Annotated in this window: 14 protein-coding genes; 6 read left to right on the top strand and 8 right to left on the bottom strand. The window is 71.6% G+C overall.

Features of this window, described 5'->3' with window-relative positions; genetic code table 11:
- Positions 1 to 19: 19 nt before the first annotated feature.
- Positions 20 to 1,141, bottom strand: a complete 1,122-nt coding sequence (locus RS86_RS17435; protein ID WP_045273510.1) for a TetR/AcrR family transcriptional regulator — start codon at positions 1,139 to 1,141, stop codon at positions 20 to 22.
- Positions 1,142 to 1,255: 114 nt separating this feature from the next.
- Between RS86_RS17435 and RS86_RS17430 the strand changes: the two genes are divergently transcribed.
- Genes RS86_RS17430 through RS86_RS17415 form a run of 4 tightly spaced genes read left to right on the top strand, consistent with a single transcriptional unit; the run spans position 1,256 to position 8,110 of the window.
- Entirely contained in the window at positions 1,256 to 2,530 is a 1,275-nt protein-coding gene (locus tag RS86_RS17430; RefSeq protein ID WP_052680352.1) for an MFS transporter, read from the top strand.
- Between the two features lie 25 nt (positions 2,531 to 2,555).
- The gene (locus RS86_RS17425) at positions 2,556 to 4,187 is read left to right on the top strand and encodes a family 20 glycosylhydrolase (RefSeq protein ID WP_045273509.1); all 1,632 of its coding nucleotides are present in this window, start codon (positions 2,556 to 2,558) and stop codon (positions 4,185 to 4,187) included.
- A gap of 37 nt (positions 4,188 to 4,224) precedes the next feature.
- Positions 4,225 to 6,651: a beta-glucosidase gene (locus tag RS86_RS17420; protein WP_045273508.1), complete on the top strand. Its 2,427-nt coding sequence runs from the start codon at positions 4,225 to 4,227 to the stop codon at positions 6,649 to 6,651.
- A 19-nt stretch (positions 6,652 to 6,670) separates the two neighbouring features.
- Entirely contained in the window at positions 6,671 to 8,110 is a 1,440-nt protein-coding gene (locus tag RS86_RS17415) for a glycoside hydrolase family 1 protein (protein ID WP_152642220.1), read from the top strand.
- Between the two features lie 84 nt (positions 8,111 to 8,194).
- Here RS86_RS17415 and RS86_RS17410 read toward each other — a convergent pair whose 3' ends face one another.
- Genes RS86_RS17410 through RS86_RS17385 form a run of 6 tightly spaced genes read right to left on the bottom strand, consistent with a single transcriptional unit; the run spans position 8,195 to position 13,038 of the window.
- Positions 8,195 to 8,536: a YidH family protein gene (locus RS86_RS17410; protein ID WP_045273507.1), complete on the bottom strand. Its 342-nt coding sequence runs from the start codon at positions 8,534 to 8,536 to the stop codon at positions 8,195 to 8,197.
- Entirely contained in the window at positions 8,533 to 8,895 is a 363-nt protein-coding gene (locus RS86_RS17405; RefSeq protein ID WP_045273506.1) for a YidH family protein, read from the bottom strand. Before RS86_RS17405 ends, RS86_RS17410 begins: the two co-directional genes overlap by 4 nt.
- Positions 8,892 to 9,890, bottom strand: coding sequence for a formylglycine-generating enzyme family protein (locus tag RS86_RS17400; RefSeq protein WP_200892830.1), 999 nt, complete (start codon positions 9,888 to 9,890; stop codon positions 8,892 to 8,894). The genes RS86_RS17405 and RS86_RS17400 overlap by 4 nt, the downstream gene beginning before the upstream one ends.
- Before the next feature lie 54 nt (positions 9,891 to 9,944).
- A complete protein-coding gene (locus RS86_RS17395) occupies positions 9,945 to 10,775 on the bottom strand; it encodes a CPBP family intramembrane glutamic endopeptidase (protein ID WP_045273505.1) in 831 nt (276 codons plus the stop codon).
- Between the two features lie 39 nt (positions 10,776 to 10,814).
- Entirely contained in the window at positions 10,815 to 11,897 is a 1,083-nt protein-coding gene (locus RS86_RS17390) for an ATP-binding protein (RefSeq protein WP_045273504.1), read from the bottom strand.
- Positions 11,898 to 11,952: 55 nt separating this feature from the next.
- Entirely contained in the window at positions 11,953 to 13,038 is a 1,086-nt protein-coding gene (locus RS86_RS17385) for a heme/hemin ABC transporter substrate-binding protein (RefSeq protein WP_235281819.1), read from the bottom strand.
- Between the two features lie 80 nt (positions 13,039 to 13,118).
- Here RS86_RS17385 and RS86_RS17380 point away from each other — a divergent pair, with 80 nt between their 5' ends.
- The gene (locus tag RS86_RS17380) at positions 13,119 to 14,213 is read left to right on the top strand and encodes a FecCD family ABC transporter permease (RefSeq protein WP_045273502.1); all 1,095 of its coding nucleotides are present in this window, start codon (positions 13,119 to 13,121) and stop codon (positions 14,211 to 14,213) included.
- Positions 14,210 to 14,992, top strand: a complete 783-nt coding sequence (locus tag RS86_RS17375) for a heme ABC transporter ATP-binding protein (protein ID WP_045273501.1) — start codon at positions 14,210 to 14,212, stop codon at positions 14,990 to 14,992. Before RS86_RS17380 ends, RS86_RS17375 begins: the two co-directional genes overlap by 4 nt.
- Before the next feature lie 38 nt (positions 14,993 to 15,030).
- On the opposite strand, the gene RS86_RS17370 is transcribed toward RS86_RS17375, so the two are convergent.
- Positions 15,031 to 15,831: an HtaA domain-containing protein gene (locus RS86_RS17370; RefSeq protein WP_052680351.1), complete on the bottom strand. Its 801-nt coding sequence runs from the start codon at positions 15,829 to 15,831 to the stop codon at positions 15,031 to 15,033.
- Positions 15,832 to 15,852: the final 21 nt, after the last annotated feature.

Here is a 15,852-nt window from a genome sequence, read left to right as displayed (position 1 = left end):
GCACCGGAGCGAGGGCGGATCAGCGCTGCATGCGCGAGCGCACGCGGCTGAGGATCCCCTGCAGCAGCGACGACGGATCCACGAGCTCCGGCTCGTAGAGCCAGGCGATGAGGATCCCGAGACAGGATCCGACGACCCAGTCCGCCTCGATCGCGGGATCGTTCACGCCCTCGTCCGCGAGCATGCCCTCGACCGACGTCCTGGCATCTGCGAGGCGCTCGCGGAAGAACACGTGCGCCGGATGCGACGGCACGGTCGCCTCGCAGATCAGGACCACCTCGGCCGCGGTGATCCACCGCGGCCGCGCGGTGAGTCCGAGCACCTCGGCGTGATCGGCGGGCTCCCCGAAGAGTCCGGAGAGCACGGCGTCGAGGAGGGCGCGCTTCGTCGGCGCCGTGTGGATGAGCGCCGCGCGGGTGATCCCCGCATCGTCGGCGACGGCCTGCATCGACGTCTCGTAGTAGCCGTGCGCGGCGTACTGGCGCGCGGCCGCGGCGATCACCTCGCCGTAGTCCGCGGCCTCCTGGGCGACCTCCGCGGCGACGGCGGGCTCCACGGCGGCACTGCCGGGGAGATCGCTCTCGTGCCGCGCGAGCTGACCCACCAGATCGATCTCGCCCGGGAAGTAGAGCCACAGGATCTGCAGCCCCTCCCACCCCGCCACGAGCAGCCGCAGCTCGCGCTCGCGCTGAGCTGCCGTCGATCCCAGACCGGTGTAGGAGTCGACGGCGAGAGCGATGCCGGCGCGACGGCGCTCCAGCATCAGCGCGTGACCGGGGTGCTCGGGACTCGTGCCCTCGCCGAGCAGCGCGGTGAAGAGCTCGATCCACCCGGGCACGGCCCGCCCCGCCCGCGCGATCGCCGAGGCCGAGACGGGCTCCGCGCCCTCTTCGCCGCGACGCTCCCAGCGCGCGGCGCTCTCGGCGTCCAGACGGGCGATCAGGGCGGTGAGGATCTCGCCGCGGGACGAGAAGTAGCGCAGCACGGCGGGGTGCGAGACTCCGGCTGCGCGCGCGATGTCCCGCAGCGAGGTCGCCCGGTAGCCCTGCGCGATGAACAGCTCGTGCGCCGCATCGAGGATCCGCTCGACCCGCTCGCGTCCCGTGCGGTAGCTGCCGCGCGCCTTCGTCTCGTTCTCCATGATCGATCGAGTCTTGCAGATCCGAATGCTTACCACTACGGTGGTGACACTGTCCGAGAGCGAGGATGCTCTCGGAATCAGGATCCCCCGAGTCCTTTCGCCCTGGAGACATCGATGTCCACCAACGCTGACGCCCCCTTCCCCACGATCGAGCGCGACCCCCATATGCCGTCGAGCCGGCTGCCCGTCGACCTGCGCCGCCTGTTCCGACTCGCGCCTTTCGCCGCGGCGGCCGCCCCGATCGCCTACGGCGTCGCCGGCTTCTTCATGGCGATCCAGGTGCAGGAGTTCGACGCCACCGCCAAGGTCCAGCACCTGGCCCTGATCAACTCCCTGTCCGCGATCGCAGCGATGCTCGCGCAGCCGGTCTTCGGCGTGCTGTCCGATCGCACCCGTTCGCGGTGGGGGTCCCGGCATCCCTGGATGCTGACCGGCGCGGCGATCGGCACCGTCGGCCTGCTCACCGCGGGCCTCGCGCCGAACATGGCGGCCCTCACCATCTGCATGCTCGTCGTGCAGTTCGGGTTCAACGCGTGGCAGGGCCCGTTCTCCGCCCTGCTGCCCGACCGGGTGCCGGAGCGCTTCCGCGGCCGCTACTCGACGTTCGTCGGACTCGGGGTGCTGCTCGGCGCGGTCCTCGGGCCGATCCTCGGCTCGTTCTTCGTGGACCGGATCCCGCTCGGATATGCCGCCGTCACCGGACTCGTCGTCCTGCTCATCCTCCTGTTCACGCTCCTGGTGCGCGGCCGCGACAACCGGGGAGAGCCGCGCCGCCCGTTCTCCGTCGGCGCGTTCCTGTCGGCGTTCTGGGTCAACCCGGTCCGCCACCCGGACTTCTTCTGGGGCTTCATGGGCCGGCTCCTGCTCTTCGGCGGGTACTACATGACCTCGACCTACTCGCTCTACATCGCGCAGGACTACATCGGCCTCACGCTGAAGGAGGCGACCTCCCTCGTCCCGCTGCTGAGCCTGATCGCCCTTCCCGGTCTGCTCATCGCGACCGCCGTCTCCGGTCCCCTCTCGGACCGCATCGGGCGCCGGAAGCCCATCGTCCTGGCCGCGGGCCTGCTCATCGCCCTCGGCGCCGCGATCCCGTTCCTCGTCCCGACCGTCACCGGCCTGATCCTGCAGTCCGTCGTCGTGACGATCGGTTTCGGCGCCTTCGTCGCCGTCGACCAGGCCCTCATGGCGACCGTGCTGCCCGACCCCGAGGCCTACGGCAAGGATCTGGGCGTGCTGAACCTCGCGGCGACCCTCCCCGGCACGATCGCCCCTGCCGCGGCCGGCTTCATCGTCATGTCGCTCGGCTACGGCCCGCTGTTCCTGGTGGTCAGCGCGATCGGCCTCGCCGGAGCTCTCGCCGTCCTCCCCATCCGCACCGTGCGCTGAAGCCGCCAGACCAGAGGACGCCGCCATGAACCACCCCCCTGACCTGCTCCTGCCCGCACCGCGCCTCGCCGAGAAGCGCGAGGGGATCCTCACCCTGCGCCACGGCGCCGCCGTGACGGTCGCCTCTCCTGAGATGCTTCCGGTCGCGGAGCTCCTCGTCGACCGTCTGCTCACAGAGACCGGTGTGCGGCTGAGCGCGCCGCACACAGGAGCGGCGGCACCCGGAGGGATCCACCTCCTCGTCGATCCCTCGGACGGCGCGCTCACCGCGATCGCACCGGCGCGCGGCGTGACGCCGAGCGGGTGCTCCCTCGACGCCGAACGGTTCTCGCTCCTGGTCGCCCCGGAGGGCGTACGTCTCGTCGGCAGTGCGGCGGCCGGCCTGCACCACGCGACGACTGTTCTCCGCGCGCTGGCGGAGCAGGCACCACGCTCCGAAGGCGCGCTCGCGCTCCCCGCCGTGCGGATCCTCGACGGCCCCGCGCTCGCCTGGCGAGGGCTCTCCTTCGACGTCGTCCGGCACGCGTTCTCGCGCGCGGAGGTGCTGCAGGTGATCGACCTGCTCGAGCGGTACCGGATGAACGTGCTGCACCTGCACCTGACCGACGAGCAGGGCTGGCGCCTCGAGATCCCGGCGCGGCCCGCGCTCACGCCGCCGGGATCCTCGTGCTTCACGGAGGAGGACTTCGCCACGATCGTCGCGCACGCGACCGCCCGGCACATCACCGTCGTCCCCGAGATCGACATGCCGGGTCACAGCGGGGCCGCGATCGCCGCCTACCCCGAGCTGTCGCCCACCGGCACCGCCCAGCCCGTGATCGCGGATCCGATGGAGGCGATCGCGCGGATGGCCTCCGAGGACTTCACCCCGCAGTTCCTCGACCCCCGCAAGGACGAGGTCTGGGACTTCGTGGACGAGGTGATCGGCGCCGTCGCCGCCCGCACGCCGGGCCCGTACCTGCACATCGGCGGCGACGAGGCGTTCGGGATGCCGCAGGATCTGCACGATGCGTTCGTCGTCCGCGCCAGGGAGATCGTCCGAGCGCACGGCAAGGAGCCCATCGGCTGGCAGGAGACGGCCCGCGCGGACGCCGAACCCGGCGAGCTGGTGCAGCTCTGGATCGGCGAGGATCCCCTGCCCGACGCCGATGAGAACCCCTTCTTCCGCATGCTTCCACCCCGGCTGATCGAGATGCTCGCGACCACGTTCGCGGCGGCGGCGAGCGACCCCCGGCGCATGATCGGGCAGAACGCGAGGGTCATCATGTCCCGCTCGGACGTCGCCTACCTCGACGCGCCATACGCCGAGCCCTCCACGGATCCGGAGGTCGAGGCCAGGCGATACCGGCTCGGCCTGCCGACCTATCCGGCGGTGACGATCGAGCATGCGGCGACCGCGCCGATCCCCGGATTCGACACCGACGACCAGCTCGACCTCGTCGGCTTCGAAGCGGCCATCTGGTGCGAGACGGTGCAGAGCTTCGACGACCTCACCTTCCTGCTCCTCCCGCGGCTGCCCTTGCTCGCCCAGCGCGCCTGGGACGCGGGCCCCGCCCGCACCTGGGAAGACCTCCGTCCTCGCCTCGCCGCACAGGAGCCGCTGTGGCGCCGAGACGGCCTCACCTTCTTCGCCGCCCCCTCCGCCGGCGGACGATGACGCCCCCGACCGCACCCACCCCGCAAAGGATGACCGCATGACCCCCGATCTGCCCGCACTCGTATCCCGGCTCTCCCTGGAGCAGAAGGTGACGCTCCTGACCGGGGCGTCGACGTGGACCTTCGCCGCCGAACCGGCCGTCGGCCTGTCGTCGATCATGGTCTCCGATGGACCCACCGGAGTCCGCGGGCCCGCGCTGGACGACCGGGATCCGTCCGCGAGCCTCCCCTCCGCCACGTCGATCGCGGCGAGCTGGGATCTCGACCGCGTGCGAAAGCTCGGGAAGCTCATCGCGGCCGAGGCGCGCGCGAAGGGCGTCGGCGTCGTGCTGGGCCCGACGATCAACCTGCACCGCTCGCCGCGCGGCGGCAGGCACTTCGAGGCGTACAGCGAGGACCCGTGGCTGACCGGCGAGATCGCCGCGGCCTACATCGAGTCGCTGCAGGCCGAGGGCGTCGCGGCCACGCCGAAGCACTACATCGCGAACGACAGCGAGACCGACCGGGAGAGCGTCGACGTGATCGTCGACGAGCGCACGCTGCGGGAGCTCTATCTCGCCCCGTTCGAGCGGGCCGTGCAGGCCGGCGCCTGGATGGTCATGTCCTCCTACAACAAGGTCAACGGAGCGTACGCCGCGTCGAACGACCTGCTGCGCACCCCGCTGAAGAGCGAGTGGGGCTTCGACGGCGTCGTGGTCTCGGACTGGAACGGCGTGAAGGACACCGTGCCGAGCGCCAACGCCGCCCAGGACCTGGTGATGCCCGGTCCGGACGGCCCCTGGGGCGCCGCGCTCGTGGCCGCCGTGCAGGCGGGCGAGGTGCCCGAGTCCGCGGTGGATGAGAAGGTCGAACGTCTGCTCCGCCTGGCGGCGAGGATCGGCGCCCTGGACGGGGCGCCCGCGGCGAAACACGTCCCGGCGTGGACCGCACCCGAGATCGCAGAGCTGCTGCGCGAAGCGGCCGCAGACGGCATGGTGCTCGTCCGCAACGACGGCGTGCTGCCGCTCGACGGCGCACCGAAGGTCGCGGTGATCGGTCAGCACGCGCAGCACGGTCGCGGTCAGGGAGGCGGATCCGCCATGGTGTTCCCCGCGGTCGAGCACTCCCCCTGGGACGGCATCGCCGCGGCCTTCCCCGGCGCGGTGTCGGCGCCGGGGCTCCCTCCGGTCTCCGAGCTGCGCCCGTTCCCCCGGGGCACGCTCACCGCACCCGACGGCGCCGCAGGGACCCGGGTGCACTACATCGACGAATCCGGTGCGGAGTTCGGTGCCGAGACGTTCCCGTCCGGCCGCTTCGGCTGGCTCTTCGCCCCGGAGCTGGCACGGTCGAAGCGGCTCGAGTTCCGCACGGTCTATACCGCGGAGCAGTCCGGTCCTCAGCGGATCGGCTTCGCGGGGCTGGGCCAGGTGACGCTCCGGGTCGACGGCGTGACCGTGGTCGACGAGGAGATCGCCCCGGCCAGTGCCGAACTGGTCTCCGGCGTCCTTCACCCTCCCGTCCGCTCCGCCGAGGTCGACCTCGAGGCCGGGCAGCAGGTGCGGATCGAGCTCGACCTCGTGCCGTTCCTCCCCGGCGGCTTCCCGTTCGCGATGATCCTCCTCGGCACGGAGAGCGTGTGCGGCGATCCGGAGGTCGAACTGCAGCGCGCGATCGACGCCGCCGGGGATGCAGACGTCGCCATCGTCGTGGTCGGCACCAGCGAGAGCCTCGAATCCGAGGGCTTCGACCGCCCGTCCCTCGCTCTCCCCGAGGGTCAGGACGATCTGGTGCGCCGGATCGTCGCCGTCAACGATCGCACCATCGTGGTCGTGAACTCCGGCGCGCCCGTACTCATGCCGTGGGCCGACGACGTGGCGGCGGTGCTGCTGAGCTGGTTCCCCGGGCAGGAGTTCGGCACGGCCCTCGCCGACGTGCTCAGCGGAGCTGTCGAGCCCGGCGGCCGGATGACCACGACGTGGGCACGTCACCAGGAGGACGTGCCCGTGTGGAACACGACGCCGCAGGACGGCAAGCTCGCCTACGACGAGGGCCTGAACATCGGCTACCGCGCCTGGGCGGCGCGCCAGGACGGTCCGGCACCGGTCGCTGCCTTCGGTGCGGGTCTCGGCTACACGCAGTGGCGCATCACCGACGAGAACGTGGTGCCGTCCGACGATGGCGGCGCACAGATCTCCGCGACCGTGACCAACGTCGGCGGCCGCAGCGGCAAGCAGGTCGTCCAGGCCTTCGTGTCCCGGGTGGACGAGTCGGCCGTCGAGCGCCCCGCGCTCTGGCTCGCCGGATTCGCCACGGTCCGCGCCGAGGCGGGGGCCGTGACCCCGATCGCCATCGAGATCCCGCGGCGCGCGTTCCAGCACTGGTCGGTCCAGGAGCACGCCTGGATCGCGGAGCTCGGGCGGTATGCCGTGCGGATCGGCGCCGGCATCGACGCCCTCGGCGACGAGCACATCATCACGATCGACTGACGAGACGAGGAGAAGGACAATGTCACGAGTACCCGAAGGATTCCTCTGGGGAGCCTCCACCGCCGCGCACCAGGTGGAGGGCAACAACACCTCGAGCGATATCTGGCGCTGGGAGGGCGGCGGCTTCCTGGCCGAATACTCCGGCGACGCCGACGACAGCTACCACCGCTACCCCGAGGACATGCGCCTCCTGGCGGATGCGGGCCTGAACGCCTACCGGTTCAGCATCGAGTGGGCGCGGATCGAGCCGGAGCGGGACCGCTGGTCCCTCGCCGAGCTCGCCCACTACCGCCGCATGATCGACACCGCGCGCGAACTGGGACTCGAACCGGTCGTCACCCTCCACCACTTCACCTCGCCGTACTGGTTCGCCGAAGCCGGCGGCTGGATGGGCGACGAGGCGCTGGAGCGGTGGCGCCGCTACGTCGAGAAGGTGTCGACGATCCTCGACGGCGTCGACTGGGTGTGCACGATCAACGAGCCCAACATGGTCGCCCTCATGCAGAAGTTCCTCGCCGGTGTGGAGCAGGGCGAGGGCTTCACTCTCGCGCACGACGGTCCGCTGAGCCCGGATCCCGCGCTCGGGGAGCGAATGGTCGACGCGCATCGGATCGCGACCGCCGTGCTGCGCGAGCGCACCACGGCGAAGGTCGGTTGGACCATCGCGCAGCAGGCGTTCACGCCTACACCGGGCAACGAGGAGGCGTTCCGCGACGTCACCTGGGCGTGGGAGGACCTCTATCTGGAGGCCTCGCGCGACGACGACTTCGTCGGCGTGCAGTCGTACACGACCCAGCCGGTGAACGAGCACGGCCCCGTGCCGCATCCGGCGCACCCGGACAACACCCTCACCGGATGGGCGTACCGTCCCGACGCGCTCGGCCTGGCCCTGCGGCACGCGCACGAGGTGACGGGTCTTCCCCTGCTCGTGACGGAGAACGGCATCGCGACCGGCGATGACGCCCGCCGCATCGCCTACACGACCGAGGCGCTCCGGCATCTCGCCGCGGCGATCGAGGACGGGATCGACGTCCGCGGCTACCTGCACTGGTCGGCGCTGGACAACTACGAGTGGGGGCACTGGGCGCCGACGTTCGGGCTGATCGCCGTCGATCGGGAGACCTTCGTCCGCACCCCCAAGCCGAGTCTCGCCTGGTTGGGCGAGGTCGCCCGCACGGGGGCGGCCGGTATCCCCGCCGGGACCGCGACGTTCGCACCGGATCCCGCCGCGGCCCCCGGATCCTCGGCGCTGTTCTCCCGGGACTCCCCCGTGGGAGACCTCCTGGACGACGAGCGCAGCAGGGCACTGCTCGAGGCTGCGGCACCCGGAATCGGCGCGCACCCGATGATCGGCATGGCGAGGGCCTTCCCGCTCGCCGCCGTCGCCGGCATGGCGAAGGATGTGCTCTCGGCGGAGGCGCTCGACGCCCTCGACGAGCGCCTCCGCGCGATCGTCTGATCCGCTCCGCCCGCAGACACCCCGTGCCGCCCTCTCACCGAGGGCGGCACGGGGTGTTTCGCCGTCAGCGCCCGGCCGCGGCCTTCACGCCCGGCTGAGCACGAACAGCAGGCAGAGCACGCCGACGAGCAGCGTCGCGCCGGTCAGCGCGGCGACCGGCCAGCCCGAGCGCAGCACGACCGGTTCGGTCGAGGTGAGCGCCCTGTGCTGGCGCCGGTAGCGCCGGTGCGAGCCGACCAGCACGATCAGTGCGAGAGCGAGGCCGGCGAACCCGAGCGCGAGCGCCGCCCCGCCGATCACGGACGGCAGGATCCGCATGATGACCACGGATCCTCCGGCGAGCGCGAGCGCGGTCCGCCGCCAGGCCAGAGCGGTGCGCTCGGGCTGCAGGCCGGGGTCGAAGACCCGCTCCGGTTCGCCGGTCACGCCAGCAGCACCCCGAGCAGCACCAGGATCCCGGTCGCCACGACCACGACGGCGAGCGGGATCGCGATCCACGGCGGGCCCAGCGGGGTCGACTCCCGCAGCGAGCGCTCGGTGCGCATCCAGCCCAGCCACGCCTGCACGGGGGTCAGCAGACCCGCCACGATGAGCAGGATCGACGCCGCGTGCCGGAATCCGGGGTGCATGCCCAGGCCCAGCGCCTCGAGCGCGACGCCGCCCGCGAGCAGCGCGAGGGAGGTGCGGATCCAGGCCAGGAACGTGCGCTCGTTCGCGAGCGTGAACCGGGCGTCCGGCTCCTCGCCGCGGTCGTAGACGCGCCGGGGGAAGCGGCTGGTGCTCATAAGTTCTCCGTTCGGAGCGAGACGGTGCGGAATCCGGCGTTGCCCATCGACGAGTCGGGCGTGTTCGAGCTGCGCGCGGAGTTCCGGTAGCGGTTGCAGTAGGAGATGTGGCACAGGTAGCTGCCGCCGCGCAGCACGCGCGCCATGCCCAGCGACGGGCCGCGCGGATCCGCCTCGGCCGAGCGCTCGTAGGCGCGCGGATCGTACCAGTCCGCGCACCACTCCCACACGTTGCCGACCGCCTGGAACAGTCCGTAGCCGTTGGCGGAGAAGGCGCGCACCGGAGCGGTCGTCAGCCAGCCGTCGTCGAGGGTGTTCTCACGCGGGAACGCGCCCTGCCAGATGTTCGTGCGCCACCCGCCGTCGTCCGGCTCCTCGTCCCCCCACGGGTACTTCGCCCCGTCGAGCCCGCCACGGGCGGCGTACTCCCACTCCGCTTCGGTGGGCAGCCGGCGGCCGGCCCATGCGCTGTAGGCCGCGGCATCGTTCCAGCTCACATGCACGACGGGGTGGTCTGCGAGTTCGTCCACATCCGAGCGGGATCCGCCGGGGTGCGCCCAGTCCGCGCCGCGCACGCCGTACCACCACGGGGTGCCGGCGGCCGGGCCCATGACGTCGGCGTCGGGCGCGCTCACGGCCAGGTGGAACACGGCGGAGAAGCCGAAGGTCTCCGCTTCTGTGCGGTAGCCGGTGGCCTCGACGAAGCGGGCGAAGTCGGCGTTCGTGACGGTGGTCGCGTCGATCTCGAAGCCCTCGAGCGCGACCCGATGCCGGGGCGTCTCGCCGTCGCCCCGGTTCTCATCGCCCGAGGAGTCGCCCATGACGAAGGAGCCGGCGGGGATCCGCACCTGCGCGATCGAATGCCGTCCGACGGCGTCACCCCCGCCTGCCTCACGCGCGCCGAGCAGCGGAAGCGCCGTGCGCCCGCCGGACAGCACGTCGCGCGGCGGCGCGCCGCACGCGCAGTCCGGCCCGCAGGAGGTCGTTTCACCCATGGGTTCCATCTTCCTCGCTGTCATGCCCGCGGACGAAACCGGCGCGGCTCGGCCTCAGGATCGCGGAAGGGCGCCGTCCCGCGGGGCTTCCGGGACGGCGACCCGACCGCGGATGAAGATCAGGAGGACGAGACCGGCAATGATCACCACGATGTTGCCCGACGCCGCGAAGCCCGTGAGCGGACCCGCGGCGGGGTAGGCCGACTGCAGGAAGATCGAAGGATCGGTGGTCGCATGCAGCAGGATCGGCCAGATCAGGGCGCCGGTGACCCGCAGGGCCAGATACATGCAGATGCCGAAGGCGAAGGTGTAGACGAGCTGCACCAGCGTGGGCAGGAGCGCCTGCCCGCTGAACATGTTGCCGGCATGCATCGCCGCGAACAGCGCCGCGGAGACGAGGGCGACGGTGAGCTCGCGATGCCCCGCCTTGCGCATGAGGTTCACCACCAGGCCTCGCGTGAGCACCTCCTCGGCGAACCCGATGAACAGGCCGGTGATGATCCAGGCGAGGACGATCCCCGCCCCGGCGGTCGCGTAGTCGATCGTCGCGAAGTGCAGCACGTTGAACAGCAGCGTGATCGCGACGGCGCTCCACATCCATCCGCGGCCCCGGATCGGCTGCCGGCCGAACAGTTCGCGCAGCCAGCCGAGCGACCACGCGAACACGATCAGCACCAGGCAGCCGAACGCGATCGGCGCGCCTGTCGTGACCAGGATCTTCGCCGCAGGATCCGTGAGACCGCCGACGAACGGCCCGAGGGTCCAGAGGGGCACGTACTGATAGATCAGGTAGTAGGCGACCACGGCGATCAACGCCTTCCACCACCCGCCGCGGTTCCAGAATCGCTGCCAGCCGTTGGTGCCGAGGGCCACCACGTCGTTCATCTCTCTCCTGTCCGATCCTTGATGGGTATCCGTACTGGGTCAGCGCATTGTGATCGGCACGTCGGATCCGCCCTCGTGCGTGAGCCGGGATCCCATCTGCACGAGCTGCGGCTCGGCTGCGAAGCCTCCCGCGAAGAGCGCCTGACCCTGCGCGAACCGCGGCGAGCGCTCGAGGATCTCGCGCGGGGCGAAGCCGAACACCTCGCCGAGCTCGGCGAGGTCGCGCTCGGAGCTCATCCTCATGAGCGCGAGGTTGTCGCACTGGGAGATGACGTTCGGGTGCACCTTCGAGGGGCGCTGCGTCGACAGCAGCAGCCAGAGCCCGTACTTGCGCCCCTCCGCCGCGATCTGCACGATGCGCTCGGTGAGCATCCGCTGCAGCGGCGTCGACCCCTCTGGTCCGCAGAGGTTGTGCGCCTCGTCGATCACGATGAGCCGGCCGACGCGCTCGTGGCGCCGCGCCCAGAGTTCGTCGAGCACGGCGAGCGCTGCGGTCTGCATCTGCGCCGGGGTCGCGAAATGGCCGAGATCGACCACCGTGGCGTCGGCGCGGTCCCCCACGATGTCGGTGACGTCCCTGCGGTCCCATGCCCACATGTCCCATTCCGGGAGGCCGAGGTTCTCGATCCGCGTCGCGATGCGGGCGTAGCCGGGATCCCCGGTCGAGCGCAGCCACTCGACGACGGGCTGGTCCTCGTCGATGAGGTATTGCGTGTCGATCCGCAGCATGAGGTTGTAATCCTCGGCGTCGCGGATCGGATCCAGCTGGAGCATCGCCGCACGTGAGCGGACGTCCATGTCGACGAAGCGCACGAGCAGCCGCTGCGCGTGGCCCGGAGCGGAGTGCAGCACGCGCACGTCGCGATCCCGCAGGAGGTCCGCCTCCGCAGCGGGCGCGTCGTCGCGCACCGTCCCGAGCGAGACGAAGTCCGAGTTCGGATCGAACACGACCAGCGGCAGCCGGGTGTGCAGCAGCAGCTGCTCGAGCAGCACGCCGAGCGCGTAAGTCTTCCCCGACCCGCTCTGCCCGCACCAGAAGGTGTGGCGGTTGAGCCGCGACGCCTGCAGGAAGGCGGGAACGTCGGAGTCCAGGAGCGTGCCGATGGGCAGTTCAGCGGGCATGCTCGACATCCTAGGGAAGCCGTCGTGCGGCCGCGGCCCCGCCTGTCCCTCAGGTTCAGCCCGGAGCGCCGGAGTCGGGTGCGTAGAGCGCTCGGGCGAGGCCGTCCATGATGTCGGGGAGAAGGGTGCCCGCCGCGAAGATCCGGGTGTCCTCCGCATCGATGATCCGTCGGTGCTCGCCCGCGGTGGTCAGCGCGATGCTGGGCTGCGCGGCGAGCAGACCGTCGATGCCGCCCGCGCTCTCCAGTCCCTTCGTCATGACGAGGATCACATCGGGGTCGATCTTCACGAGGGCTTCGGGTGTCAGCGGCCGTTCGCCGACCCACCCGGCTTCGGATGCCGCGTCGACGGCGCCGACCGACGAGATGAGGCTGTCCGCTCCGCTGCCCTTGCCGAACAGGTAGTACACGCCGGCCGCGCCGCGCACGTAGAGGAAGACCACGCGCGGCCTTCTGGACGGGTCGGCGGGCAGCAGCCGCGCGATCTCCGCGGTCTTGCTCTCCATCGCCGCGCGCAGCGCGGTGTTCACCGTCTCGGCGGCCGGGGCGATGCCGAGCGCCGCCGCCACCTGGTCGATCGCGCGGTAGGTGCTCTCGGCGTCGGTCGCTCGATCGATCGTGACGACGGGGATCCCGGCGTCGCCGAGCTGGAGCACGACGTCGGTCGGGCCGATCGAGCCGTCGGTGAGGATCAGCGTGGGCTTCAGCGCGAGAACGGCCTCGGCATCGATCGTGTGGCCCTTCTTGGTGACCACCGGAAGCGTCGCCGTCTCCGGCAGATTCGTGGAGACGTCGCGTCCGACCAGGTGGTCGCCGAGCCCCAGTGCGTGCACGAGTTCGGCGACGGTACCGCTGAGCGAGAGCGCCACGATGCGGGAGGTGTCGCGCACGGTCACCTCCCGCCCTCCGCCATCGGCGGAACGCACCGTGACGGGCAGCTGCGGCGCAGGGGCGACGATCGGCGGCAGTGCCGGTCCGCCGATCACGACCGTGGACGGGCCTTCGACCGCGCGCGGATCCTCGACCGGGGTCAGCGAGGTGAGGGCCGGCAGAGCGGGCCTGGTCGATGCCGGGGCCGCGACCTGCGCGGCTCCGGCATCGCAGGCGGCCAGGGCGAGCACGAGGAGGGCTGATCCGATCACCGCGGCGATCCTCGTGACTCTTCGTCCCACGCGTCCACCCTCCGGCATCAAGTTAAGTAAGCCTATCCTAAGATGATTCCATGTCCTCCTCTCCTCCGGCGCCTCCGGCGGCGGCCTCCCCGCCGCGCCCGTCGAAGCCGCGCACCCGGAGCGCACGAGTTCTCGTCCCCGGCGGTCTCGGCCTCGCGCTCGTCGTCGCGGTGGTCGTGTCCGCAGGGATCGGCCAGCTCCCCGTGCCTCCGGACCAGGTGCTCGGTGCGCTGCTGCGCCCGCTCGGCGCGACCGCGTTGCGGCAGCCGGACGAGATCGCGACGGCGACGCTGTGGTCGATCCGGTTCCCGCGCGTCGCGATGGCGATGCTGGTCGGTGCGGCGCTGGCCGTCGCAGGCCTGCTGATGCAGGCGGTCTTCGGCAACCCTCTTGCCGAGCCGGGAGTCGTCGGCGTGTCCTCCGGGGCCGCGGTCGGCGCAGGGGTCTGCATCGTCTTCGGGCTGAACGCACTGGGCCCGTGGACCGTGCCGGTCTTCGCCTTCGTCGCCGGTCTCGGCGTCAGCCTCGCCGTCTACGCGCTCAGCCGAGCCGGCGGGCGCACCGAGGTGGTCACGCTGATCCTGACCGGCATCGCCGTCAACGCCGTCGCCGGCGCGGCGATCGCGCTGCTCACCTTCCTCGGCGACACCCAGTCGCGGGAGCAGATCGTGTTCTGGCAGCTCGGCAGCCTCGCGGGCAGCCGATGGCCGCAGGCGGCCGTGATCCTGCCGCTCCTTCTCGTCGGCATCCTGATCGCACTGCTCATCGCGCACCGGCTCGATCTGCTCTCGCTCGGGGAGCGCACCGCCGGGCATCTCGGCGTGCACGTGGAGCGTCTTCGCCTCGGAACGATCGTGCTCGTCGCACTGCTGGTGGGCGCGGCGGTCGCCTTCGCCGGGATCATCGCATTCGTGGGCCTGGTCGTGCCGCACCTCATGCGGATGCTCCTCGGGCCCTCGCACCGTGCGCTGATCGCGGCGAGCGCTCTGGGCGGTGCGCTTCTGCTCACTCTTGCGGACCTCGGAGCGCGCACGATCGTGCCGATGGCCGATCTGCCCCTGGGCATCCTGACTTCGCTGATCGGCGGCCCGTTCTTCTTCTGGCTGCTGCGCCGCACCCGGCGATCCGCGGGAGGCTGGGCATGAGCGCGACGACGGTCTGCGAACTGCGCGCGGTGCAGGTCGTGCGCGGCGGGAGGGCGCTGCTCGACGGCGTGGATCTCGCCCTGCACGCCGGCGAGGTGCTGGCCGTGCTCGGACCCAACGGGGCCGGCAAATCGACCCTGCTGGGCGTGCTCGCCGGGGACGTGCGCCCCGACGCCGGTGATGTGCTCGTCGACGATCGACCGCTGACGGCCTGGAGCCTGGGCGATCTGTCTCGGCGACGCGGAGTGCTGCTGCAGGAGAACGGCACGGCGTTCCCGTTCGCGGTGCATGAGGTGGTGCGGATGGGACGAGCTCCGTGGCGTCGCACCCCGAGATCCGCGGAGGACGATGAAGCCGTCGCCGAGGCGATCTCCGCCGCAGACATCGCCCATCTCGCCGAACGCGCCGTGCCGACCCTGTCGGGCGGGGAGAGGGCGCGCACGGCGTTCGCGCGGGTGGTCGCCGGGCGCACGGGCATGCTGCTGCTGGACGAGCCGACGGCCGCCCTCGACCTCGGGCACCAGGAGGCGCTGCTGTCGCTCGCGCGAGCGCACGCGCAGGCCGGGGACGCCGTGCTGATCATCCTGCATGACCTGAATCTGGCCGCCGCCTTCGCGGACCGGATCCTGCTGCTGCAGGAGGGGCGGGTCGCCGCCTGCGGGACGCCCGCCGAGGTGCTGACCGAGGCGACGGTGTCCGCCGTCTATCGCACGCCGGTCGAGGTGATCCCGCACCCGGTCACCGGCCACGGCATCATCTTGCCGCGACGCCCGGCCTGAGGGGCACCGCGGCAGGAGACTGCGGTTGAGTCGGGTCCTCAGCGACGCCGGCGGATCGCGACCGCGGTGGCGACGGCTCCTCCGGCGACGACGACCGCGCCGAGCGCGATCGGGATCCACGGCACGGTGGCCGGCTCGGCTGCGGCCGCGTCCGCGTGCAGCCCCGCGTGCGACGGCGTCGGGGTCGACGCCGGAGTCGGCTCCGGGGCTGCGCAGGAGAGCTGGACGGTTGCGGTGACCGGATCCAGCTCCTCCCCCTCGGCGTAGAAGCCACCGAAGGCGGGCGCCCCCACGGCGCTGAGCGTCATCGGCGTCGCGGTGAGAGTCAGCGTTCCCGCGGTCGCGTCGATCGCGGGAGCAGCAGCCAGCATCCCGATCTCGGCCTGCTTCTGATCCACGGCGGGGGCGCCGGAGGTGTCGGTGCCGCGCACGTCGAGCAGCAGCACCGCTCGCCCGTCGCCGCCGATCTGCAACGTCGGCGACGAGATGGTGAGATCGAGGATCCCTCCGTGCCCCGTGAAATGCACGGAGCCGGGGAAGGTCACGTGTCCCGATCCGCCGGCGGGGTCGATCTCACCGGTCGCCCCGGTGAAGGCGAACGAGGGCGTGGCGTAGGTCGCGCCGGCGCTCGTCTCCCAGCTCCCCTTGGCGATGCTGCCCGAGATGTAGGAGCGGAAGGACTCCTTGACGCCCCAGGTGAGCACGCCGCCCTGGACCGTGCAGGCGGGCGACGACGAGGCCGTGGTCGGCTCCGGCGTCGCGGCGGTCGCCGCGGGCGCGGCGATGAATGCGCCGCCGAGAAGAACGGCGGCGAGGGCGGACAGGCGTGTGATGTTCATGAAGCCTCCATGCATGAGGAT

The organism is Microbacterium azadirachtae, assembly GCF_000956505.1.
Lineage (GTDB): Bacteria > Actinomycetota > Actinomycetes > Actinomycetales > Microbacteriaceae > Microbacterium > Microbacterium azadirachtae_A.
Note: the sequence above shows the minus strand (reverse complement) of the source record. Positions and strands in the feature narration are given on the sequence as shown.